The organism is Mycolicibacterium arabiense (assembly GCF_010731815.2).
Taxonomy (GTDB): Bacteria; Actinomycetota; Actinomycetes; order Mycobacteriales; family Mycobacteriaceae; genus Mycobacterium; species Mycobacterium arabiense.
Window position 1 is genome coordinate 4,596,458 of the sequence record NZ_AP022593.1, and the last position, 23,594, is coordinate 4,620,051.

Here is a 23,594-nt window from a genome sequence, read left to right on the forward strand (position 1 = left end):
GCCTCCCGCGACAGCCTGCCCGCCGACGAGACGGCCGCGGTCACGATCCTGGCTTGTCGGCGCCTACCACCCACATCGAGAAGTATTGCGAGCCACCGCCGTAGGCATGCCCGAGCGCCTTGCGCGCATTCGGCACCTGGTGGTCGCCCGCCTTGCCCATCACCTGGATGGCCGACTCGGCGAACCGGATCATGCCCGAGGCGCCGATCGGGTTCGACGACAGCACGCCGCCCGATGCGTTGAACGGGATTCTGCCGCCGATCGCCGTCTCGCCAGCCTCGGTGAGCTTCCAGCCCTCGCCCTCGGCGGCGAAGCCCAGGTTCTCCAGCCACATCGGCTCGAACCAGGAGAACGGCACGTAGACCTCGGCGACGTCGATCTCGCCGATGGGGGAGGTGATGCCCGCGTCGCGCCACAGCGCGGCAGCGGCGTCGCGACCGGCCCGGGGGTTGACCTGGTCGCGACCGGAGTAGGCCAGCGGCTCGGTCCGCAGCGCCGTGGCATGGATCCAGGCCACCGGATTGCCCTCGGCGACGCGGCGATCCGCAATTTCTTCGTTGCCGATCACCATCGCGCAGGCGCCGTCGGAGGACGGGCACGTCTCGTCGAACCGGATCGGGTCCCAGAGCATCTGAGACGACATGACCTTCTCCAGCGTGATGTCCGGCTGGTGCAGGTGTGCCAACGGGTTCTTCGCTCCGTTCAGACGGTCCTTCACCGCGACCATCGCACCGATGTGCGTCGGGGCGCCCGAACGCCGGATGTAGGAGCGCACGTGCGGTGCGAAGTAGCCACCCGCTCCTGCGCCGACGGGCTTGGTGAACGGCACCGGAATGCTCAACGCCCACATGGCGTTCGACTCGGACTGCTTCTCCCACGCCATCGTCAGGACGCGCCGGTACTTGCCCGACTGCACCAGAGTGGCCGCGACGATCGCCGTCGAACCGCCCACCGAACCCGCGGTGTGCACCCGGATCAGCGGCTTGCCCGTCGCGCCCACCGCGTCGGCCATGAACAGCTCGGGCATCATGACGCCCTCGAAGAAGTCGGGCGCCTTGCCGACCACGACGGCATCAATGTCGTCGAAGGTCGAGCCGGAGTCGGCGAGCGCCTTGTCGATGGCCTCGCGCACCAGGCCGTTCATCGAGACGTCCTTGCGCTTGGCGACGTACTTGGTCTGCCCGGTGCCGAGGACCGCTGCGTTGTTGCCGGCCATCTAGTTCTTTCCTTCCAGGACCGCGACCAGGTTCTGTTGCAGCGCGGGGCCGCTGGTGGCATGGGCGAGGACCCGCTGCGCGGATCCGTCGAAGACGTGCCGGGCGGCGAAGCCGATCCGCTCCAGGCCGGTCGAGAACATCGGGTTCGCGGCCAAGGCGCCTCCCGACGGGTTGATCTTCGTCGAATCACCCAGACCGATGGCCTCGGCGAGGATCAGCTGCTGATGGGTGAACGGGGCGTAGATCTCGGCCACGTCGATCGAGCCGACGTCGCCGCCGGTGGCGGCCTTCGCCGATGCCGCCGTCGACGGCGAGGTGGTCAGGTCGCGGGCGCCGAGGACCGGGGTCTCGATGCGATGCTCGATTCCGGTGATCCAGGCGGGGTTCTCCCGCAGCTCCCTGGCCCGGTCGCCCGAGGCCAGCACGATGGCCGAGGCGCCGTCGGTGATGGGCGCGATGTCGTGGCGGCGCAACGGATCTGCGAAGTAGGGCCGCTCCAGCAGCTCGTCGATGCTCTTGGCGGGCTTCTCCGAGTCGGTGCGACCGGCCGCGTTCATCGAATCCAGTGCGACCTGCGCCATCTGCTCGGCCGTCCACTTGCCGGCGTCCAGCCCGAACCGGGCCTGCAGACCGGCCATCGATACTGCGTCGGGCATCAGCGGCGCGACGGTGTACGGATCGGTCTGCAGGGCGAGGACGCGGCGGAGCACGCCGGCCGACGACTTGCCGAAGCCGTACACCAGGGCGGTGTCCACCGCGCCGGTGAGGATCTTGAGGTACGCCTCGTAGAGCGCCCACGCGGCGTCCATCTCGACGTGCGACTCGTTGATCGGCGGCACGGCGCCGATCGAGTCGATCGCGGAGAGGAACGAGAACGCCCGGCCGGCAAGGTAATCGGAGGATCCCGAGCACCAGAACCCGATGTCGGTCTGCTTGAGCCCGAGTTCGGCGTACAGCTCGGCGAAACACGGCATGAGCATCTCCACGCCGTTGGTGGTGCCCTCGGTGCGGCGCACATGCGGGGCATGCGCGAAGCCGACCACTGCTACATCAGTCACTGGATGCCCTTACTGGTGGTGCTTGTAGGTGTCGTAGTCGGCGTCGGGCTCACCCGTGGGCCGGAAGTAGTCGATGTTGTCGATGCCGAGACCCCATTCCTCGCGGGGCTTCCACACCGCCTCGACCCGCATGCCCATCCGCACGTCGGCCGCGTCGATCTCGGTGACCAGGTGCAGGAACGGGATGTCGGCGCCGTCGAGCAATACGTAAGCGGCCACGTAGGGCGGCTTGATGCGCTGGCCGGCGAACGGGATGTTGATGATGGCGAACGTGGTGACCGTGCCCTTGTCGGGCAGCTCGACGAATTCGGTGGTCGGCTGGCCGGTGCCCGGGTCGGCTTCGCGCGGCGGGAAGTAGACCTTGCCGCCCGCGCCGGTGCGTGCGCCGAGGAGCTTGCCCTCCTCGAGACCGCGCAGGAACGTGCTCTCGGGTAGGGACGCGGTGTGCTGGATCTCGATCGATGCCGGGCTCACCAACAGCGTCACCGGATCGCGGTCGTCTGCCACGTCTTCGACGGGTTCGGTGTCGTCACCCAGTTCGAAGTACGCGATGTCGGTGATGGCGCCGACCGGTTCGTCCGCCCAGTGCACGTGCACCCTGGCGCCGGTGCTGATGGCGTCGGCGGATCCGGCGTCGACCGCATGCAGCAGCGGGGTGTCGGCGCCGTCGAGCTTGATGAGCGCCCAGGCGAACGGCCGCTGCAGCGGCTGACCCTCCAAGGGGTTGGGTTGCCAGGTCCACGAAACGACTGTTCCGGCACTGGCCACCGGTACGATCTCCGTCAACGGAGCGTAGGTGACGGGGTCGTACTCGGCGGGCGGTACGAGTACCCGTCCGTCCGAACCGCGGACGCCGACGACGTGTCGGTTGCGTAGTTCGGTGAAGAACCGACTGAGGGTCGAACCTACTGAACGGGTGTAGTCGAATGACAGTTTCAGCGGCGCCGAAAGGGGCGGCTGATGTTCATCGATACTGGCCGGGCTACTTTGGCTGGCGCTCACGGCATCGAGTAGAACAGGTTCTAACAATCGTCGCAAGGACGGGCCCGCGGGTCCGAGAAAGTTGGCGGAGATGAAGCTCGGACTCCAGCTCGGATACTGGGGCGCACAGCCGCCCACCGATCACGCGGAACTCGTCGCGACGGCCGAAGCCGAGGGCTTCGACACCGTCTTCACCGCCGAGGCATGGGGCTCGGACGCTTACACCCCATTGGCCTGGTGGGGCCGGGAGACCACGCGGATGCGGCTCGGCACCTCGGTGATCCAGCTGTCCGCCCGCACACCGACGGCGTGCGCGATGGCGGCCCTGACCCTGGACCACCTGTCGGGCGGGCGGCACATCCTCGGGTTGGGCGTCTCCGGCCCGCAGGTCGTCGAGGGCTGGTACGGCCAGAAGTTCCCGAAGCCCCTGGCGCGCACCCGCGAGTACGTCGACATCCTGCGGCAGGTCTGGGCCCGCGAAGCGCCGGTGCACAGCGACGGCCCGCACTACCCGCTGCCGCTCACGGGTGAGGGCACCACCGGGTTGGGCAAGAACCTCAAGCCGATCACCCATCCGCTGCGCGCCGACATCCCCGTCATGCTCGGCGCGGAGGGCCCGAAGAACGTGGCTTTGGCAGCCGAGATCTGCGATGGCTGGCTGCCCATCTTCTACTCGCCGCGCATCGCCGACATGTACAACGAATGGCTCGACGAGGGGTTCGCCCGGCCCGGTGCCCGACGCACCCGCGAGACGTTCGAGATCTGCGCGACGGCGCAGGTGGTGGTCACCGACGACCGTCCCGGCGTCATGGAGCTCATGAAGCCGCACCTCGCCCTCTACATGGGCGGAATGGGCGCTGAGGAGACCAACTTCCACGCCGACGTCTACCGGCGCATGGGTTACTCGGAGGTGGTCGACGAGGTGACCGCGCTGTTCCGGAGCAACCGCAAGGACCAGGCGGCCGCCGTCATCCCCGACGAACTGGTCGACGACTCGGCGATCGTCGGCGACCTGGCCTACGTCAAGGAACAGATCAAGGCCTGGGAGGCCTCGGGCGTCACCATGATGGTGGTCGGTGCCCGCTCGTCCGAGCAGATCCGGGATCTCGCCGCGCTGGTCTGAGCCGCACCGAGTAGACACATTCTTGCCATGTGTCTACTCGGAGTTCTACATTGAGCCGGTGACCCACGCCACATCCAAGTACACGATCGCGGGTGAGACCGTGACGATGCCGGTCCGGATCCGGACCGCCGAGCAGCACATGGCGATGTTCTCGGTGGACGCCGATGCCGCGCAACGGATGATCGCCGACAGCGGACTCCAGGTCTGCCGGCACCGGCCGGGTAAGGCCGTCGTCGTGCTGATGCTGATGCACTACGTCGACGGCGACCTGGGCCCGTACTACGAGTACGGCACGAACGTCATGGTCAATCCGCCGGGCTCGACGGCCAGTGGACTCAAGGCGTTGCAGTCCGCGGGTGCCTTCATTCACCACCTGCCCGTCGACGGGGCGTTCACGATGGAAGCAGGCCGGACCATCTGGGGCTACCCGAAGGTGCTGGCGGACTTCGTCATCCGCGACGGTCACGGGTTCAGCTTCGACGTGACCATCGACGGTCAGTTCGCGGTCGGCATGGACTTCAAGCCCGGGCTGCGCGTGCCTGCACGGTTCACCTCCAAGCCGCAGGTGCACCCCACCTACTCGCATCTGGACGGCGTCACCCGCATGACCGATGGCGAGATGACGATGTCCGGCGTCCGGTACCGGCCCGGCGGGGCGACCGTGCGGCTCGGCAACCACCCCTATGCGCGCGAACTGGCCGCGCTGGGTTTCCCGAAGCGGGCCATGATCTCGAGTTCGGCCGATAACGTCGAGATGACCTTCGCTGACGCCAAGGAGATCGCGTGACCACTGTGCTTCCCGAGACCGGCCCGTCCCTCAAGCCCGACGTCGACCTCGCCGACGGCAACTTCTACGCCGACGGACGAGCCCGCGAGGCCTACCGCTGGATGCGCGAGCACCAGCCGGTGTTCCGCGACCGCAACGGTCTGGCCGCCGCGGCGAGCTACCAAGCCGTGCTGGACGCCGAGCGCAACCCCGAGCTGTTCAGCTCGACCGGCGGCATCCGGCCCGATCAGCCCGGCATGCCTTACATGATCGACATGGACGATCCGTCACATCTGTTGCGCCGCAAGCTGGTCAACGCGGGCTTCACCCGCAAGCGGGTCATGGACAAGGTGCCGTCGATCGAGCGGTTGTGCGACACGCTCATCGACGCGGTGTGCGAGCGCGGCGAGTGCGACTTCGTGCGCGACATCGCCGCCCCGTTGCCCATGGCCGTCATCGGCGACATGCTCGGCGTGCTGCCCGAGGACCGCGAGACGCTGCTGGAGTGGTCCGACAACCTGGTGTGTGGACTCAGCTCGACCGTCGACGAGGCGACGATCAAGACGCTGATGGACACCTTCGCCGCGTACACCGCGTTCACCATGGAGACCATCGCCAAGCGCCGCGCGCAGCCGACCGAGGACCTGTTCAGCATTCTGGTGAACAGCGAGGTCGAAGGTCAGCGGATGAGCGACGACGAGATCGTCTTCGAGACGCTGCTCATCCTCATCGGTGGCGACGAGACCACCCGCCACACGCTGTCCGGCGGCACCGAACAGCTTCTGCGCCACCGGGATCAGTGGGAGGCGCTGGTAGCCGACCAGGAGCTGATGCCCGGCGCCATCGAGGAGATGCTGCGCTGGACGTCCCCGGTCAAGAACATGTGCCGGACGCTGACGGCCGACACCGAGTTTCACGGCACCGAGCTGCGCGAGGGCGAGAAGATCATGCTGATGTTCGAGTCGGCGAACTTCGACGAGTCGGTGTTCGGCGATCCGGAGAACTTCCGCATCGACCGGCAGCCGAACAGCCACGTGGCGTTCGGCTTCGGCACGCACTTCTGCCTCGGCAACCAGCTGGCCCGGCTCGAGCTGCGGCTGATGGTCAGCCGCATCTTGCAGCGTCTGCCGGACCTCCGCCTCGCCGACGGTGCCCACGTGCCGCTGCGGGCGGCGAACTTCGTCAGCGGGCCCGAGGCCATGCCGGTGGTGTTCACCCCGACGAAGCGGGTGCTCGACTAGCCCTTCAGGCCGATCTGCCACCGCGAGTGTCGGCTCGTGTCACGCCGAACTCGATTTCGCGTGGCGGTAACCGACGTTCGCGGAAGGTGAGGCGCAGGCCCCCTACTTCATCTGGAAGTTGGGGGCGCGCTTCTCCTTGAAGGCCCTGGGGCCCTCCTTGGCGTCCTCGGAGAGGAAGACGCCGATGCCGATCTTGGTGTCGATCTGGAAGGCGTCGTTCTCGTGCATGCCCTCGGTCTCGTGGATCGAGCGCAGGATCGCCTGCACGGCCAGGGGGCCGTTGGCGTTGATCAGTTCGGCGATCTCGAGCGCCTTGTCGAGCGCCGAGCCGTCGGGCACCACGTAGCCGATCAGCCCGTACTCCAGCGCTTCGGCGGCGGTGATGTGCCGTCCGGTCAGCAGCAGGTCGCAGGCGATCGTGTACGGGATCTGGCGGACCAGGCGGACGGCGGAGCCGCCCATCGGATAGAGGCTCCACTTCGCCTCGGAGATGCCGAACTTCGCGCTCTCGCCCGCGATGCGGATGTCGGTGCCCTGCAGGATCTCCGTGCCGCCCGCGATCGCCGGTCCCTCGACCGCCGCGATCAAGGGCTTCTTCAGTCGACGGCCCTTCAGCAGGCCGTCGATCCGCGTCGGGTCGTAGCTGCCGCTCTTGAACGAGTCGCCGGGTGGGGCCTTGGTCGCGGCCTTGAGGTCCATGCCGGCGCAGAAGTAGCCGCCGGCGCCGGTCAGGATGCAGCTGCGGATCTCGGGATCGTCGTCGACGCGGTCCCACGCGTCGACCATTATCGAGAGCATCTCAGTCGACAGCGCGTTGCGCGCCTCCGGCCGATTCAGCGTCACGATGAGAGTGTGTCCGCGCTGCTCAATCAGGGCGTCGGGGGCCTTTTCCGGCTCGGTCACGGGTATTCGCCTTTCACCATCTACGCAGGAGACTTGTCACGAAATGTAACACGTTCTAGTTTAGGTCTCGTGGCCCTCAACATCGCCGATCTTGCCGAGCACGCCATCGATGCCGTGCCTGACCGTGTCGCCCTCATCTCCGGGGACGAACAGCTCACGTACGCCGAGTTGGAGGAGAAGGCGAACCGCCTCGCTCACTACCTGCTCGACCAGGGGGTGAAGAAGGACGACAAGGTCGGGCTGTACTGCCGGAACCGCATCGAGATCGTCATCGCGATGCTCGGCATCGTCAAGGCGGGCGCGATCCTCGTCAACGTCAACTTCCGCTACGTCGAGGGGGAGCTGAAGTACCTCTTCGACAACTCCGACATGGTCGCGCTGGTGCACGAGCGCCGCTACGCCGACCGCGTCGCCAACGTGCTGCCCGAGACGCCGAACGTGAAGACCATCCTCGTGGTGGAGGACGGCAGCGACGACGACTTCGAGCGCTACGGCGGTGTCGAGTTCTTCTCGGCGCTGGAGCAAGGGTCGCCCGAGCGTGACTTCGGCCCCCGCAGCGAGGACGACATCTACCTGCTCTACACCGGCGGCACCACCGGCTTCCCCAAGGGCGTGATGTGGCGCCACGAGGACATCTACCGGGTTCTGTTCGGCGGCACCGACTTCGCGACCGGCGAGCCGATCGCCGACGAGTACGACCTGTCGAAGCAGGCCGCGGCGAATCCGCCGATGGTCCGGCTGCCGATCCCGCCGATGATCCACGGCGCCACCCAGTCGGCCACCTGGATGTCGCTGTTCTCGGGCCAGACCGTCGTGCTGGCACCGGAGTTCGACGCCGACGAAGTGTGGCGAATGATCCACGAGCACAAGGTGAATCTGCTGTTCTTCACCGGCGACGCGATGGCGCGGCCACTGCTCGACGCGTTGCTCGCCCATCAGGACGAGGGCAACACCTACGACCTGTCGTCGCTGTTCCTGCTGGCGAGTACGGCGGCGCTGTTCTCCACCAGCATCAAGGAGAAGTTCCTCGAACTGCTGCCCGACCGGATAATCACCGACTCGATCGGCTCGTCGGAGACCGGTTTCGGCGGCACCAGCATCGTCGCGAAGGGTCAGTCGCACACGGGCGGCCCGCGCGTCACGATCGACAAGAACACCAAGGTGCTCGACGAGGACGGCAACGAGGTCGCGCCGGGTTCGGGCAAGCGCGGCATCATCGCCAAGTGCGGCCACATCCCGGTCGGCTACTTCAAGGACGAGAAGAAGACCGCCGAGACCTTCCGCACGTACCACGGTGTGCGATACGCGATTCCCGGTGACTACGCGGAGGTGGAGGCCGACGGCTCGGTGACGATGCTGGGCCGGGGATCGGTGTCGATCAACAGCGGCGGCGAGAAGATCTACCCCGAAGAGGTCGAGGCCGCGCTCAAGGGTCATCCCGACGTGTTCGACGCCCTCGTAGTCGGCGTGCCGGACCCGCGCTTCGGCCAGCACGTCGCCGCGGTCGTCCAGCCCCGGGAGGGCGTCAAGCCGACGCTCGCGGAGCTGGATGCGTTCGTGCGCAGGGAGATCGCCGGCTACAAGGTGCCGCGCAGCCTGTGGCTCGTCGACGAGGTGAAGCGCTCACCCGCGGGCAAGCCGGACTACCGCTGGGCCAAGGACACGACCGAGGAACGTCCGGCCGACGACGTTCACGCCAAGCACGCCGTCGCTCAGGGAGCCGAGAAATAAGATGCGTACCGAACTCTGCGATCGCTTCGGCATCGAGTACCCGATCTTCGTCTTCACCCCGTCGGAGAAGGTGGCCGCCGCGGTCACCCGCGCCGGCGGTCTGGGCGTGCTGGGCTGCGTGCGCTTCAACCAGGCCGACGACCTCGAGAACGTGCTGCGGTGGATGGATGAGAACACCGATGGCAAGCCGTACGGCGTCGACATCGTCATGCCGGCGAAGGTGCCCACCGAGGGCACTAGTGTCGACATCAACAAGCTGATCCCGCAGACGCACCGCGAGTTCGTCGACAAGACGCTCGCCGACCTCGGCGTCCCGCCGCTGCCCGACGACGAGGAGAAGTCCGAAGGCGTGTTGGGCTGGTTGCATTCGGTGGCCCGGTCGCACGTCGAGGTGGCGCTCAAGCATCCGATCAAGTTGATCGCCAACGCGCTCGGGTCACCACCGAAGGACGTGATCGACCAGGCGCATGCCGCCGGAGTGCCGGTCGCGGCCTTGGCCGGTAGCGCCAAACACGCTCTGCGCCATGCCGAGAACGGCGTGGACATCGTCATCGCCCAGGGACACGAGGCCGGCGGCCACACCGGTGAGATCGCGTCGATGGTGCTGGTGCCCGAGGTCGTCGACGCGTTGGACGGCAGTGCTGCCGTACTCGCCGCCGGCGGCATCGGTTCCGGTCGACAGGTGGCGGCCGCGCTCGCGCTGGGCGCCCAGGGCGTGTGGATGGGCTCGGCGTTCCTCACCGCCGCCGAGTACGACCTCGGGGTGCGTGGGTCCTCCGGTGTCTCGGTGATCCAGGAGGCCATGCTGGCCGCGACGTCGAGTGACACCGTGCGCCGCAAGATCTACACCGGCAAGCCTGCGCGGCTGCTGAAGTCGCGCTGGACCGACGCCTGGGACGCCGAGGGTGCGCCCGAGCCGCTGCCCATGCCGCTGCAGAACATCCTCGTCAGTGAGGCCCACCAGCGGATGAACGAGGCCAAGGATCCGACCGCGGTCGCCATGCCGGTGGGCCAGATCGTGGGGCGGATGAACGAGATTCGTCCCGTCGCCGACATCATCGGCGAGTTGGTCAGCGGGTTCGAGGAGGCGTCGAAGCGGTTGGACGGCATCCGGGAGAAGTGACCCCGGGGTCTGTCCGATTCGTTCACGATTCGGCGGCAGCTGCGGCCTAGCGTCGTCGACTGTGAACATTCGCGTGACGTCGACGGCCATCGAGATCGTCGCAAGTGACCTGACCCGCTCGCTGGACTTCTACCGCATGCTCGGGCTGGAGGTACCCGAGCCGGACGGCCCGCACGTCGAGGTGGACCTCCCCGGCGGTGGGGTGCTCGCCTTCGATACCGAGGAGACGATCGCCGAGCTGCATGAGGGCTGGGCGCCACCGACTTCGGCGGGCCGGGTGGTGATCGGCTTTCAGTTGGACGCCCCCGCGTCGGTCGATGCGCTCTATGAAACGCTGACCGCGGCCGGCCATCACGGCCGGTTGAAGCCGATCGACGCCTTCTGGGGACAGCGCTACGCGACGGTGGAGGACCCCGACGGCACGTCGGTCGATCTGTTCGCGCCACTGACCAGCTGAGCGACCGGTACGCCGGCCAGTGCGCGCGCCTCACGGTGCAGGTGCGGTTGATCGGCATAGCCGGTCGCCGCAGCGACGGCGGCGGGAGCGCTGCCGTCGCGCAGGAGTGCCACCGCGCGCCGGAACCGCAGGATCCGTCTCAAGGTCGCCGGGCCGTAGCCGTACACCGCCATGCTCTGCCGGTGCAGCGTCCTGCTCGACCAGCCGACCTCGTCGGCCACCGCGCCCACGGTGGCGCCCGCCGACAGGCGGCCGGTCACGTGGTGCAGCGTGCGCAGCGGCCACGGCGCCGTCTCACTGCGAACGGGGCGCGCCGCCAACTCGCCGGCGAGGTCCCAGAGCCGGAGGTGGGAGGGCGCCGAACACACGTCTGCCAGCGGCACGCGTTGGTCGCGGAACTCCACGGCCGGGACGCCGAGGAGCCGGGGGAGGGCACCGGGTCGAAAGCGCAGCCCGGCAACGGGCTCCCGGTCGCGGGTGGTCTCCATCGCCGCGGTGTCCGGGCCGGCGACCACCACGCGCCCACCCATGCGGATGAGGTCCATGCAGCCGTCGGGGAGCACCCGAACTCCTTCGCCGTCGCCGTCGGCGACCCATGCAGTCTCGACAAACCCGCGCAGCGCAGGGGGTGCGGGCAGTTCGCGGTATCCCACGACTCGCACGCTACCGTCGTGCCGTGGACGATGCCGGGGCACGGGAGCGGGTCGTGCTGGTGAGGTGGACACCGGTACTGGCGTCGGGAGTCCTGGGTTTCACGGCGCTGCTGTGGCTCGTTCCGTTGATTCAGGTGCTCCGCTCGGACGAGCCGAGCACCGGCGGGTGGATCGCGACGGCCGTGCTCGCCATACCGTTCGCGTGGGTGTGCTGGCGGGCCCCGAAGGCGCTGCGGGGGATGGGGATTGAGTTCGACGACGTGGGCATCCACCCGTTCGACGGGCGCCGCACCGGCACCATCGCCTGGCGCGACGTCGCGGCCGTCGGCTTCGGGTCGTATGCCAGCCGGCACCGACGCCTGCCGCGCGCCACGGTCGCCGCACTCGAGGTGTACCTCGCCAGCACTGCCACGGCGGCCGAGCACCCACGACTCCGGCACGACTGGCAGCCGGTCGACCCGCCGGCACCCGGATTGTCGGCGGGCTGCTCCGCTACACGGTGTCGCCGTACGGCGCCCAGGCCGGCGCCGTCGAACGGGCGGTGCGACGATTCCGGCCGGGCGCGTGGTCCGGGCCGTTCGAGCACGCGCGCTGAGTCAGTCAGGCCCGGGAGATGGGGTGCACCGGGTCGGCGCAGTCGGTGCCCTCGCTGGACAGCACCCGCTTGAGCACCTTGAACGTCGCGGTGCGGGGCAGCGCACTGGCGATCCGCACGAACTTCGGCCACTGCTTCGGCCCGAGATCCGACTGCTCGGCAAGGAACGCCGTGAAGGCCTCGCCGTCGAACTCGGCGCCGTCGACGAGCACCATGGCCGCCATCACCTGGTCGCCGACGGTGGGGTCGGGGATGGGATAGACGGCCGTTTCGACGACGTCGGGGTGGCGCAACAGGATTCGCTCGATCGGCGCGGTACCGAGGTTCTCCCCGTCGACCCGCATCCAGTCTCCGAGCCGCCCGGCGAAGTAGGCGTAGCCGTTCTCGTCGCGGTAGGCGAGGTCGCCGCTGTGGTACACGCCGCCCGCCATCCGCTGGGCCTCGGCGCCCTCGTCGCGGTAGTAGCCACGGAACCACCCGGGTCCAGTGGGGTTGATCAGCTCGCCGACCTTGCCCGGCGGGCAGGGTTCGCCGGTATCGACGTCGACGATGTCGACCTCGTCGGTCAGCGGTCCGAGCGAGCCGTCGGGCGAATCGGGTGTCCGCGCGATAGCGACGCCGCCCTCGGTGGATCCGAACCCGTCGACGACGGTGACGCCGAAGCGCTTGGCGAACCGGCCGATGTCGCGCGGGGCGCCCTCGTTGCCGTAGAGGAAGCGCAACGGGTTGTCCGCGTCGTCGGGCTGCTCGGGCGTGGCCAGTACGTAGGACAGCGGCTTGCCGACGTAGTTGGCGTACGTCGCCCCGTACCGTCGGACGTCTGGGATGAACCGGGACGCGGAGAACTTGCGTCGCAACGCGATCGAGCCGCCCGCGGCGACGGCCACGGCCCAGCCGGCCATCACGGCGTTGGAATGGAAGAGCGGCATCGACAGGTAGAAGACGTCGGCCGGGCCGAGACCGAAGCGCTCGGCCAGCATCCTCCCCGGGAACGCCACCTTGTCGTGGGTGACGCGCACCGCCTTCGGCTCACCGCTGGTGCCGGAGGTAAAGATCAGCATGTACAGGTCATCGGGATGCAGATCGGCGAACGCCACCGGCGCATCGTCGTGCGCGGCGAGTTCGGCTGCCCACTCGAGTGATTCGACGTCGACGACGTCCACGCCGGGCGTGCTGCCGTCCAGCGCGTCGGCACCGTCGGTGAGCACCAGCTGACAGTCGGCGTGTGCGACGTCACGCGCCAGCGCCGCACCGCGACGGGTCGGGTTCAGGCCCACCGGCACGATCCCGGACAGCCCGGCGGCGACGAGCACCGTGGAGAAGAACGGCGTGTTGCCCAGCAGGACGCCGACGTGCGGCGGCCGCGCGGGATCGAGTCGCGCGCGCAGCGCCGATGCCAGGCGTGCCGCCGCTCTGAGATGGTCGCGCCAACTGGTGAAGTCGTCACCGTCGTGGACGCCGCGATCGGTGACGTCGGCGAGCGGTCTCAGCAGCTCGGTGACGGTGGGGTTGCCGGGCACGCTGATTCAGGCGGGCGTCTCGGCGAGTTCGCGGCCGATGCGCAACAACGCCCCGGTGGCTCCGCCGACGCCGAACTCGGTCTGCTTGGCCGCCAGGAAGTAGCGGTGGATGGGATGGTCGGTGTCGATGCCGACCCCACCGTGGACGTGTACGGCGGTGTGGGCGACGCGATGTCCGGCCTCGGCCGCCCAGAAAGCGGCGGTGCCGATCTCGAGATCGGACGGCAGGTCCTCGGAGACGCGCCACGCCGCCTGCGTCACCGTCAGGCGCAGCCCCTTGATGTCGATGTACCCGTCGGCCAGTCGCGCCGACACGGCCTGGAAGCTACCGATCGGGCGGTCGAACTGTTCGCGTTCGCGGGCGTAGGTCGCGGTGAGTTCGAGTGCGCGTTCGAGCACACCGAGCTGAAAGGCGCTGCGGCCCAACGTGCCGCGTGTGGTCAGCCACGCGGCGGTGTCGCCGCCCCCTACGGCGCGGTCGGCGGAGACCTCGACGTCCTGCAGGTCGAGGTGTCCGACGCTGCCGTGGCCGGTGGTGTCGAGGGAGGCGGCCGTCACTCCGGTGTCACTCGCGCTCACGAGGAAGACCTTGGTGCCCTCATCGGTCTCGGCGGGGACCAGGAAGGCGTCGGCGACAGGGCCGAACGGGACGAGCGCGCGGGTGCCGGTCAACCGGTAACCGCCGTCGGCGGTCGTGGCCTGCACGGGTCCCTGGCCCATCTCGCCGTCGAGTGCGACAGTGAGGATCTTCTCGCCCTTGATCGCCGGCGTCGCCCACTGCGCCTGCAGTTCGGCGGATCCGAAGCGCGCCAACGCTCCAGCGCCCAGGACGACGGACTCCAGGTACGGCACGGCCGCCATCTGGCGGCCCAGTGCCGTCAGCACCGCGACCTCCTCGACGACGCCGAATCCGCCGCCGCCCACCGATTCCTGTGCGGTGGTGGACAGCACGTCGGCGTCGACGAGCTTGGCCCACAGGTCGCGGTCGAAGCGCTGGTCGAGCCCGTCGAGCTGTCTCTGGTGCTCGGGCGTGCACACCGAGTCGGTGATGGTCCGCACCAGCCCGCCCAGGTCGGTCGAGGCTTCGGTAGGTGAGAAGTCCATGTCGTAGTCTCCGTCTTCGCTTTAGCGGTTGACCCGGGGCAGCCCGAGGGCCACCATGCCGATGATGTCGCGCTGAATCTCGTTGGTGCCGCCGCCGAAGGTGAGGATGAGGCACGAGCGGTGCATGCGTTCGATGCGGCCCCGCAGCAGCGCGCCGGGGGAGTCGGTGCGCAACGTGGCAGCCGTGCCGAGCACCTCCATCAGGAGGCGGTAGGCCTCGGTGGCCAGCTCGGTGCCGTACACCTTGGCCGCGGATGCATCGGCGGGGGACGGTGCCGCGTCGGTGGTCGACGCCAGTTCCCAGTTGATCAGTTTGAGCACCTCGGCCTTCGCATGGACGCGAGCGAGGTTGAGCTGCACCCACTCCGAGTCGATGAGCCGCTTGCCGTGCATGTCCTTGGTGTTCTGCGCCCACTCGCGAACCGCATCGAGTGCCACGTAGATCGGCTGCGCCGACACCAGTGCGACGCGCTCGTGGTTGAGCTGGTTGGTCACCAGCTTCCAGCCGGCGTTCTCCTCGCCGACCAGGCTGGACGTTGGCACGCGGACGTCCTGGTAATAGGTCGCGCTGGTGTCGACACCGCTCATGGTGTGCACGGGCGTCCAGGAGAAGCCCTCGGCCGTGGTCGGCACGATCAGCATCGAGATGCCGCGGTGCTTCTTGGCTTCGGGGTTGGTGCGCACGGCCAGCCACACGTAGTCGGCGTAGGCGATCAGGCTGGTCCACATCTTCTGGCCGTTGATCACGTAGTCGTCACCGTCGCGCACCGCGGTGGTGCGCAGCGCTGCGAGGTCGGTGCCCGCGCCCGGCTCGGAGTAGCCGATGGAGAAGTGCAGCTTGCCCGCCGCGATCTTGGGCAGGAAGAAGTTCTTCTGCTCCTCGGTGCCGAAGTGCATGATCGTCGGCGCGACGGAGTTGATGGTCAGGAACGGCACCGGCACGTTGGCGATCGACGCCTCGTCGTTGAAGATCAGACCGTCCATCGGAGGGCGTGCCTGGCCGCCGTACTCCTTGGGCCAGGACAGCGTCAGCCAACCGTCCTTGCCCATCTGCTCGACGGTCTCGCGGTAGACGTTGCCGCGGCCCATCTCGCCGTCGCTGGAGGTGAGCGCCTCGGCGCGCTCGGGAGTCATGAGCTTGGCGAAGTACGAGCGCAGCTCGCGGCGCAAGTCCTCCTGCTCGGGGCTGTAGCCGATGCGCATCGCGTCTTCCTCCACTGTTCTGGCCGTTTCAGCAGGGCCGAAAAGCCCTGTCGATCACCCCTGGTTGTAACACGTTCTAGTCTTGGAATCCAGGTCATGCTTTACTGCCATCGTTCGAACGGGGAGATATCGTGACCCGTTACGACCGGCGGGTCATCCGCACCCTGGCTGCGAGGAGGTTGTCATGCACGTGGAAGTAGACCGGGATCGCTGCGAGGGAAACGCGGTGTGCTTGGGTATTGCGCCCGACCTGTTCGATCTGGACGACGAGGACTACGCCGTCGTCAAGGTCGATCCGGTGCCGGCCGACCAGGAGGGCCTGGCCGAGCAATCCATCGCGGAATGCCCCCGCGCCGCGCTGACCCGCAGAGACTAGAGGTATTCATAAAGTGACGAACGACGGCACTCAGAACTCCACCGGTTCCGACCTGTCCGGCTTGGTCGCCGTGGTGACCGGCGCGGCAGCGGGGCTCGGCAGGGCGGAGGCGATCGGGCTGGCCCGCCAGGGCGCCACGGTGGTGGTCAACGACATCGCACCGGCGCTGGACAAGTCGGACGTGCTGGACGAGATTTCGTCCGCGGGGTCCAAGGGCGTGGCCGTCGCGGGCGACATCAGTGAGCGCGTCACCGCCGACGAGTTGGTCAGTACCGCCGACGGACTCGGCGGGCTGGCGATCGTGGTCAACAACGCGGGCATCACGCGGGACCGGATGTTGTTCAACATGTCCGACGAGGACTGGGACGCCGTCATCGCCGTACACCTGCGCGGCCACTTCCTGCTGACCCGCAACGCGGCGACCTACTGGCGCGACAAGGCGAAGGCCAACGGGGGCACCGTCTACGGCCGCATCGTCAACACCTCGTCGGAGGCCGGGCTCGCCGGTCCCGTCGGCCAGGCGAACTACGGAGCGGCGAAGGCGGGGATCACCGCGTTGACGCTGACCGCGGCACGCGGACTCGGCCGGTACGGCGTGCGCGCAAACGCGATTGCGCCGCGGGCACGGACCGCCATGACCGCCGACGTCTTCGGCGACGCCCCCGAATTGAGCGAGGGGCAGATCGACGAGCTGTCGCCGGAGCACGTCGTCAACCTCGTGCGGTTTCTGTCGTCCCCGGCGTCGGAAGGGGTCAACGGGCAGCTGTTCATCGTCTACGGTCCAACCGTGACGTTGGTCGCCGCACCGACGGTGGAGAAGCGATTCACCGCGAACTCCGACGCGTGGGCTGCCGACGACCTCGACGACACACTGCGTGCGTACTTTGCTGACCGGGATCCCGAACTCGGTTTCTCGGCCAGCGCGTTGATGGCTGCGCAAGACTGACAGTCTTGGTTGTCAGTGTGCTGAAGGCACTAGAACACGTTATAGAATGACCTGGGTCACACATGCTTCTACCAGCACGAATATGGTGTTTTGTACTGGTTTTGCCGTTCTTTGACACTGCGAACGTGTTCTAGTTAATATGATCCGGCTCACTAAGAGCGGTGCTCAACCTAGGGTGGGAAGATCATCGAGACGGGCCGATTCAACGGCTTCGCCACGACGACATCCAGCCCTCGTCCCGAGAAACGGAGCCGAGTTTGATCGAACAGCTCGCGGCACCGGCTCGGGCCGTAGGCGGGTTCGTCGAGATGTCCTTGGATACGTTCGTCAAGATCTTCCGGCGGCCATTCCAGTTCCGTGAGTTCCTCGAACAGACGTGGATGATCGCCCGCGTCTCGCTCGTGCCGACACTCCTCGTCGCCATCCCGTTCACCGTCCTCGTGGCCTTCACGCTCAACATCCTCCTTCGCGAGATCGGCGCCGCCGACCTGTCCGGCGCGGGCACGGCCTTCGGCACGATCACGCAGCTGGGACCGGTCGTGACCGTGCTGGTGGTTGCCGGTGCAGGCGCCACCGCCATCTGTGCGGACCTCGGCGCGCGCACCATTCGCGAGGAGATCGACGCGATGCGCGTGCTGGGCATCGACCCGATCCAGCGTCTGGTCGTCCCCCGCGTCCTCGCCTCGACGTTCGTCGCACTGCTGCTCAACGGTCTGGTCTGCGCGATCGGCCTCGCAGGCGGCTACGTCTTCTCGGTATTCCTGCAGGGCGTGAACCCCGGCGCCTTCATCAACGGGCTCACCATCCTGACCGGGCTCGGCGAACTCGTGCTGGCGATGTTCAAGGCCCTGCTCTTCGGCGTCTTCGCCGGCTTGGTGGGCTGCTACCGCGGTTTGACGGTGCAGGGCGGCCCCAAGGGCGTCGGGGTCGCCGTGAACGAGACCGTCGTCTATGCGTTCATCTGCCTGTTCGTGATCAACGTGATCATGACGGCGGTCGGCGTGAGAGTCCTGGAGCGCTAGTCATGAGCTACGACGCCACCCTGCGCCTGCGACGGTTCTTCCGTGGCGTGCCGAACATGGTCGACACCGTCGGCGAGCAGGCCCTGTTCTATGGCGAGTCGGTGCGCTACATCCCCAACGCGCTGACGCGGTATCGCCGCGAGACGATCCGTCTGATCGCCGAGATGACGATGGGCACCGGAGCCCTGGTCATGATCGGCGGCACCGTCGGCGTCGCAGCCTTCATGACGCTGGCCTCGGGCGGCGTCATTGCCGTGCAGGGTTACTCGTCGCTGGGCAACATCGGCATCGAGGCGCTCACCGGGTTCCTCTCGGCCTTCCTCAACGTGCGGATCGTCGCGCCCGTCATCGCGGGCATCGCGCTCGCGGCAACCATCGGTGCGGGCACGACGGCACAGTTGGGCGCGATGCGAGTCTCGGAGGAGATCGACGCCGTCGAGTCGATGGCCGTGCACTCGGTGTCGTATCTGGTGTCGACGCGGATCATCGCCGGGCTCATCGCGATCGTTCCCCTATACGCGCTGTCGGTGCTCGCGGCCTTCTTCGCCGCTCGGTTCACGACCGTCTACATCAACGGACAGTCCGCCGGTCTGTACGACCACTACTTCAACACGTTCTTGGTGCCGAGCGACCTGCTGTGGTCGTTCCTCCAAGCCATCGTGATGTCCATAGCGGTGATGCTCGTTCACACGTATTACGGCTACAACGCCTCTGGCGGCCCGGTCGGCGTCGGCATCGCCGTCGGCCAGGCCGTCCGCACGTCGCTGATCGTCGTCGTCACCATCGTCCTGTTCATCTCCCTCGCGGTCTACGGCGCGTCGGGCAACTTCAACCTCTCCGGATAGGCCGGCACCGATGTCGAGTGATTCCAAGCGCAGTCACGTGAGGATCGCAGCCGCGATCCTCGCGGCTGTCCTGGTCGCCGCCGTCGCGTTCACCTACCTCTCGTACTCCGCGGCGTTCACCTCGGTCGACAAGGTGACGGTGACGTCGGAACGCGCAGGCCTGGTCATGGAGACCGGCGCGAAGGTGAAGTACCGCGGCATCCAGATCGGCAAGGTCGAGACGATCCAGTACGCGGGCAACCAGGCGAAGTTGACGCTGGCCATCGACAGCAGCCAGATGCGCTACGTCCCGTCGAACGCGCAGGTGAAGATCGGTGGCACCACCGTCTTCGGCGCCAAGTCGGTGGAGTTCCTGCAACCGGCCGACCCGACCGGCGACTCGCTGCGTCCCGGCGCCGCGGTGTCGGCCGCGAACGTGCAGCTCGAGGTCAACACCCTCTTCCAGACCCTCAGCGACGTGCTGAAGAAGGTCGACCCGATCAATCTCAACGCGACGATCACCGCGCTCGGTGAGGGCCTGCGGGGCAACGGCGACGACCTCGGCGCCTCGCTCGCAGGCATCAACTACTACCTCCAGCAGCTCAATCCGAAGCTGCCGACGCTGCAGCAGGACTTCCAGAAGACGGCCGTCGTGGCGGGCATCTACGGTGACGCCGCCCCGGATCTGGCCACCGTGCTCCAGAACGCCCCGACCATCAGCCAGACCGTCGTCGACGAGCAGGAGAACCTCAACGCTGCCCTGCTGGCGGCCACCGGACTGGCCAACAACGGCACCGCGACACTGGAACCGGCCGCCGACGACCTGATCGCCGCGATCCAGCGCCTGCGCGCCCCGCTCAAGGTGCTCGGCGACTACTCGCCCGAACTCGGCTGTATCCTCCGTGGTACGAAGAAGGCGCTCGATACGTTCGCCCCGATCATCGGTGGCATTCGGCCGGGCCTGTTCGTCTCCTCCAGCTTCTTGCCCGGCGCGCCGGCCTACACCTATCCCGAGAGCCTGCCGATGGTGAACGCCTCCGGCGGCCCGAACTGCCGTGGCCTGCCAGACGTGCCGTCCAAGCAGTACGGCGGATCCTGGTACCACACACCGTTCCTGGTGACCGACAACGCGTACATCCCATTCCAGCCGAACACGGAACTGCAGTTCGACGCGCCGTCCACCCTGCAGTTCCTGTTCCACGGTGCGTTCGCAGAACGGGACGATTACTGATGAGCGCTTGCGCGAAGAGGAGAGCGCACTGATGAAGGCAGACAAGACGATCATCGGCGTCGCGGTGTTCACCGTCGTGATGCTGCTCGTCGCCGCGGGACTGGTCGTGGTGTTCGGCCAGTTCAAGTTCGCGTCCGGCAATACCTTTCACGCCACCTTCACCGAGGCATCACGACTGAAGTCGGGCCAGGACGTCCGCATCGCAGGCGTGCCCGTCGGTGCGGTCAAGAACGTCAGCCTCAACCCCGACAACACGGTGGACGTCGAGTTCGACGTCAACGACCGGTACCAGCTGTACACGTCCACGCGGGCGGCCGTGCGCTACGAGAACCTGGTCGGTGACCGGTACCTCGAGATAACCTCGGGCCCGGGAGATTTGCGAAAGCTCCCGGTGGGGGCGACGATCGCCAAGGAGAACACCCAGCCCGCGCTCGACCTCGACGCGCTGCTCGGTGGTCTGCGGCCGGTGCTCAAGGGTCTCGACGGCGACAAGGTCAACGAGGTCAGCAACGCCGTCATCGAACTGCTGCAGGGCCAGGGCGGTGCGCTGTCGAGCATGCTCGCCTCGACCAGCTCGTTCACCCAGCAGATCGCCGACCGCGACCAGCTGATCGGCGACGTGATCAACAACCTGAACACCGTCCTCGGCACGGTCGACGAGAAGGGCCAGCAGTTCGACACCACCGTCGACCAGCTGCAGCAGTTGATGACGGGGCTGGCCCAGAACCGCGATCCGATCGCCGGCGCCATCCCGCCGCTCGCGTCGGCGACGAGTGACCTGACCACCCTGCTGCAGAACAGTCGTCGACCGGTGCAGGGCGTGATCGAGAACGTACGGCCGCTCGCGCAGCGGCTCGACGAGCGCAAGGGCGACCTGAACAAGGTCATCGAGCCGCTGGCCGAGAACTACCTGCGGCTCAACGCGCTCGGTGCCTACGGGTCGTTCTTCAACATCTACTACTGCTCGATCCGGATGAAGATCAACGGCCCCGCGGGCAGTGACATCCTCCTCCCGTTCGGTGGTCCACCCGATCCGACGAAGGGGAGGTGTTCGGAGAATGGCTAGGCCCGATAGTTCGAATCCGCTGCGCACGGGCATCTTCGGCATCGTGCTGGTGGTGTGCGTCGTCCTGGTGTCCTTCGGCTACTCGACGCTGCCGTTCTTCCCGCAGGGCAAGAACTACGAGGCCTACTTCGACGACGCAGGCGGCATCACGCCGGGCAACGACGTTGCGGTCTCCGGAATCCAGGTCGGCAGGGTGTCGTCGGTGGAGCTGGCTGGCGCCGCCGCGAAGGTGAACTTCACCGTCGATCGCGACATCCGGGTGGGCGACCAGTCGCTGGTGGCGATCAAGACCGACACCGTGCTCGGCCAGAAGTCGCTGTCGGTGACCCCCCGCGGCACCGGCAACGTCACGGTGATCCCGTTGGAGCGCACCACGACTCCGTACACCCTGAACACGGCGCTGCAGGACCTTGGGGAGAACGCCAGTGAGCTGGACAAGCCGCGGTTCGAACTCGCGCTGCAGACGCTGACCGGCACGCTGCGGGATGCGACGCCGCAGTTGCGCGGCGCGCTCGACGGGGTGGCCAACCTGTCGCGCAGCCTCAACGCCCGCGACGAGGCGCTCGAGCAGCTCCTCGCACACGCCAAGCGAGTGTCCGACACCCTCGCCCAGCGCGCGGGCCAGGTGAACCAGCTGATCACCGACGGCAACCTGCTCTTCGCTGCGCTCGACGAGCGGCGCCAGGCGCTGAGCAACCTGATCGCGGGCATCGACGACGTGTCGGTACAGCTGTCGGGCTTCGTCGACGACAACCGGCGCGAATTCGGACCGGCGCTGGAGAAGCTGAACCTGGTGATGGACAACCTGCTCGAACGACGCGACCACATCGGCGAGGCGCTGCGCAGGCTCCCGCCGTACGCCACCACCCTCGGCGAGGTCGTCGGCTCGGGCTCCGGCTTCCAGATCAACCTGTACGGCCTGCCACCGGCCTCGCTGTCGGAAGTGCTGCTGGACACGTACTTCCAGCCGGGCAAGCTGCCGGACAGCCTCGCCGACTACCTGCGCGGGTTCATCTCCGAGCGTCTGATCATCAGGCCGAAGTCGCCATGACCCATCAGAACGAGAGGCTCAGACGTCGCTGGTGGCGACCGGCGCTGGTGGTGGCCCTGGTGGCCCTGCTGGCCGCCGGCGTGTTCCTGGTGTGGCCATCGCGTGGTGGCATCCAGGTGGTGGCCTACTTCCCGTCGGCAGTGGGCCTGTACCCGGGTGACGACGTACGCGTCGTCGGCGTTCCCGTCGGCACCATCGACAAGATCGAACCGCGTGCCGGCGACGTCAAGATCACCATGACGGTCGACAACGGCGTCAGGCTGCCCGCCGACGCACGCGCCATCGTCATCGCGCCGAACCTGGTGTCGGCGCGGTTCATCCAGTTCACGCCCGCCTACACCGGCGGTCCCGAACTGGCCAACGGCGCCGAGATCGGGATGGACCGCACCGGAGTTCCGGTCGAGTGGGACGAGGTCAAGGAGCAGCTCACGCAGCTCAGCACCCAGCTCGGTCCGAAGGACGGGGGAGTGCAGGGGCCGCTCTCGGAGTTCGTGAACCAGGCGGCGGACACCTTCGACGGCAACGGCGACTCGTTCCGCAGGGCGCTGCGCGAGTTGTCGCAGACCGCGGGCCGGCTCGGCGACTCCCGTACCGATCTCTTTGGCACCGTGCGCAATCTGCAGGTGCTGGTGGAGGCGCTGTCGAACAGCAACGAGCAGATCGTGCAGTTCACCAACCACGTCGCGTCGGTGTCGCAGGTGCTGGCCGACAGCTCGGCCGACCTCGACAACACCCTCGGCACGCTGAATCAGGCGCTCTCGGACGTGAAGGGCTTTCTGAACGAGAACAACTCGGCGCTGATCGGTCAGGTCAACAAGCTGACCGACTTCACCAACATCCTCACCGAGCACAGTGATGACATCGAGCAGATCCTGCACATCACGCCGAACGGTCTGGCCAACTTCTACAACATCTACAACCCGGCACAGGGCACCGTCGGCGGTCTGCTGTCACTGCCGAACTTCTCCAACCCCGTCCAGTTCATCTGCGGCGGCACGTTCGACGTGGGTGCTTCACCCGACAACTTCAAGCGCGCCGAGATCTGCCGCCAGCGCATGGGCCCGGTGTTCAAGCGACTCGCGGTCAACTACCCGCCGGTGCTGTTCCACCCCATCAACAGCATCACCGCCTACAAGGGCCAGATCCTCTACGACACCCCTGCGACCGAGGCCAAGGCGCAGACGCCGGTGCCATACCTGCAGTGGAATCCGGCACCGGGCGTGACGCCCCCGACGCCGAGTCCGGACGGCAGGATCACCGACTTGATCCTGCCCCCGCCCGCGGAGGTCGGCCAGGTCTCGCCGGCGGGAGCCCCATCGGCTCCGCCGCCCATGGGAGCGGGACCGTTGCCCGGCCCCGCGCCCGAAGCCCTGCCCGCGGAGACTGGGGGAGGACAACCGTGA

The 23,594-nt window shown here is 67.6% G+C and carries 23 protein-coding genes; 14 read left to right on the forward strand and 9 right to left on the reverse strand.

The annotated features are described in order from the left end of the window. Positions 1 to 40: 40 nt before the first annotated feature. Genes G6N61_RS23730 through G6N61_RS23740 form a run of 3 tightly spaced genes read right to left on the reverse strand, consistent with a single transcriptional unit; the run spans position 41 to position 3,277 of the window. Positions 41 to 1,216 carry a thiolase family protein gene (locus G6N61_RS23730; RefSeq protein WP_163921950.1) on the reverse strand — a complete coding sequence of 392 codons (1,176 nt, stop codon included), beginning with the start codon at positions 1,214 to 1,216 and terminating at the stop codon, positions 41 to 43. Continuing rightward, a complete protein-coding gene (locus G6N61_RS23735; RefSeq protein ID WP_163921953.1) occupies positions 1,217 to 2,275 on the reverse strand; it encodes a thiolase family protein in 1,059 nt (352 codons plus the stop codon). It abuts the gene before it with no gap. Between the two features lie 9 nt (positions 2,276 to 2,284). After that, the gene (locus tag G6N61_RS23740) at positions 2,285 to 3,277 is read right to left on the reverse strand and encodes a Zn-ribbon domain-containing OB-fold protein (protein WP_163921956.1); all 993 of its coding nucleotides are present in this window, start codon (positions 3,275 to 3,277) and stop codon (positions 2,285 to 2,287) included. Positions 3,278 to 3,347: 70 nt separating this feature from the next. Between G6N61_RS23740 and G6N61_RS23745 the strand changes: the two genes are divergently transcribed. From G6N61_RS23745 to G6N61_RS23755, 3 genes are all read left to right on the forward strand, one after another. Beyond that, on the forward strand, positions 3,348 to 4,379 hold the full coding sequence (locus G6N61_RS23745) for an LLM class F420-dependent oxidoreductase (RefSeq protein ID WP_163921959.1): 1,032 nt from the start codon (positions 3,348 to 3,350) through the stop codon (positions 4,377 to 4,379). A gap of 106 nt (positions 4,380 to 4,485) precedes the next feature. Continuing rightward, positions 4,486 to 5,166 (forward strand): acetoacetate decarboxylase family protein, encoded by a 681-nt coding sequence (locus tag G6N61_RS23750; protein WP_163925067.1) that lies wholly within the window; start codon positions 4,486 to 4,488, stop codon positions 5,164 to 5,166. Between the two features lie 5 nt (positions 5,167 to 5,171). Continuing rightward, positions 5,172 to 6,386, forward strand: coding sequence for a cytochrome P450 (locus G6N61_RS23755; RefSeq protein WP_407666501.1), 1,215 nt, complete (start codon positions 5,172 to 5,174; stop codon positions 6,384 to 6,386). Between the two features lie 102 nt (positions 6,387 to 6,488). On the opposite strand, the gene G6N61_RS23760 is transcribed toward G6N61_RS23755, so the two are convergent. Beyond that, complete coding sequence (locus G6N61_RS23760; protein ID WP_163921965.1) at positions 6,489 to 7,289, reverse strand: crotonase/enoyl-CoA hydratase family protein; 801 nt, start codon at positions 7,287 to 7,289, stop codon at positions 6,489 to 6,491. A gap of 69 nt (positions 7,290 to 7,358) precedes the next feature. Here G6N61_RS23760 and G6N61_RS23765 point away from each other — a divergent pair, with 69 nt between their 5' ends. The 3 genes from G6N61_RS23765 to G6N61_RS23775 all read left to right on the forward strand — a co-directional run bounded on the left by G6N61_RS23765 (position 7,359) and on the right by G6N61_RS23775 (position 10,600). After that, positions 7,359 to 9,020 carry a medium/long-chain-fatty-acid--CoA/3-oxocholest-4-en-26-oate--CoA ligase gene (locus G6N61_RS23765; protein WP_163921968.1) on the forward strand — a complete coding sequence of 554 codons (1,662 nt, stop codon included), beginning with the start codon at positions 7,359 to 7,361 and terminating at the stop codon, positions 9,018 to 9,020. 1 nt (position 9,021) lies between these two features. Next, positions 9,022 to 10,143, forward strand: a complete 1,122-nt coding sequence (locus tag G6N61_RS23770; protein WP_163921971.1) for an NAD(P)H-dependent flavin oxidoreductase — start codon at positions 9,022 to 9,024, stop codon at positions 10,141 to 10,143. Between the two features lie 61 nt (positions 10,144 to 10,204). Then, entirely contained in the window at positions 10,205 to 10,600 is a 396-nt protein-coding gene (locus tag G6N61_RS23775; RefSeq protein WP_163921974.1) for a VOC family protein, read from the forward strand. Here G6N61_RS23775 and G6N61_RS23780 read toward each other — a convergent pair. The 5 genes from G6N61_RS23780 to G6N61_RS23800 form a co-directional block, all read right to left on the reverse strand. After that, entirely contained in the window at positions 10,537 to 11,253 is a 717-nt protein-coding gene (locus G6N61_RS23780; protein WP_163921977.1) for a helix-turn-helix domain-containing protein, read from the reverse strand. The two genes, G6N61_RS23775 and G6N61_RS23780, sit on opposite strands and share 64 nt — an antisense overlap. Before the next feature lie 130 nt (positions 11,254 to 11,383). Next, a complete protein-coding gene (locus G6N61_RS23785) occupies positions 11,384 to 11,665 on the reverse strand; it encodes a hypothetical protein (protein WP_163921981.1) in 282 nt (93 codons plus the stop codon). Positions 11,666 to 11,853: 188 nt separating this feature from the next. Continuing rightward, a complete protein-coding gene (fadD17, locus tag G6N61_RS23790; RefSeq protein WP_179973516.1) occupies positions 11,854 to 13,368 on the reverse strand; it encodes a long-chain-fatty-acid--CoA ligase FadD17 in 1,515 nt (504 codons plus the stop codon). Positions 13,369 to 13,374: 6 nt separating this feature from the next. Further along, the gene (locus G6N61_RS23795; protein WP_163921984.1) at positions 13,375 to 14,472 is read right to left on the reverse strand and encodes an acyl-CoA dehydrogenase family protein; all 1,098 of its coding nucleotides are present in this window, start codon (positions 14,470 to 14,472) and stop codon (positions 13,375 to 13,377) included. 21 nt (positions 14,473 to 14,493) lie between these two features. Then, entirely contained in the window at positions 14,494 to 15,675 is a 1,182-nt protein-coding gene (locus tag G6N61_RS23800) for an acyl-CoA dehydrogenase family protein (protein WP_163921987.1), read from the reverse strand. Positions 15,676 to 15,859: 184 nt separating this feature from the next. On the opposite strand from G6N61_RS23800, the gene G6N61_RS23805 reads away from it, so the two are divergent. The 8 genes from G6N61_RS23805 (at position 15,860) to G6N61_RS23840 (ending at position 23,594) form a co-directional block, all read left to right on the forward strand. Next, positions 15,860 to 16,051: a ferredoxin gene (locus tag G6N61_RS23805; protein WP_163921990.1), complete on the forward strand. Its 192-nt coding sequence runs from the start codon at positions 15,860 to 15,862 to the stop codon at positions 16,049 to 16,051. A gap of 13 nt (positions 16,052 to 16,064) precedes the next feature. Continuing rightward, positions 16,065 to 16,997: a 3-oxoacyl-ACP reductase gene (locus G6N61_RS23810; RefSeq protein ID WP_179973517.1), complete on the forward strand. Its 933-nt coding sequence runs from the start codon at positions 16,065 to 16,067 to the stop codon at positions 16,995 to 16,997. A gap of 257 nt (positions 16,998 to 17,254) precedes the next feature. Further along, positions 17,255 to 18,019, forward strand: a complete 765-nt coding sequence (locus tag G6N61_RS23815; protein ID WP_163921992.1) for an MlaE family ABC transporter permease — start codon at positions 17,255 to 17,257, stop codon at positions 18,017 to 18,019. Between the two features lie 2 nt (positions 18,020 to 18,021). Beyond that, positions 18,022 to 18,864, forward strand: coding sequence for an MlaE family ABC transporter permease (locus G6N61_RS23820; protein WP_163921995.1), 843 nt, complete (start codon positions 18,022 to 18,024; stop codon positions 18,862 to 18,864). A 10-nt stretch (positions 18,865 to 18,874) separates the two neighbouring features. Then, positions 18,875 to 20,074, forward strand: a complete 1,200-nt coding sequence (locus G6N61_RS23825; protein WP_163921998.1) for an MCE family protein — start codon at positions 18,875 to 18,877, stop codon at positions 20,072 to 20,074. 31 nt (positions 20,075 to 20,105) lie between these two features. Next, positions 20,106 to 21,140 (forward strand): MCE family protein, encoded by a 1,035-nt coding sequence (locus G6N61_RS23830; RefSeq protein WP_163922001.1) that lies wholly within the window; start codon positions 20,106 to 20,108, stop codon positions 21,138 to 21,140. After that, positions 21,133 to 22,191 (forward strand): MCE family protein, encoded by a 1,059-nt coding sequence (locus G6N61_RS23835; protein ID WP_163922004.1) that lies wholly within the window; start codon positions 21,133 to 21,135, stop codon positions 22,189 to 22,191. Before G6N61_RS23830 ends, G6N61_RS23835 begins: the two co-directional genes overlap by 8 nt. Next, positions 22,188 to 23,594, forward strand: a complete 1,407-nt coding sequence (locus G6N61_RS23840; RefSeq protein WP_163922007.1) for an MCE family protein — start codon at positions 22,188 to 22,190, stop codon at positions 23,592 to 23,594. Before G6N61_RS23835 ends, G6N61_RS23840 begins: the two co-directional genes overlap by 4 nt.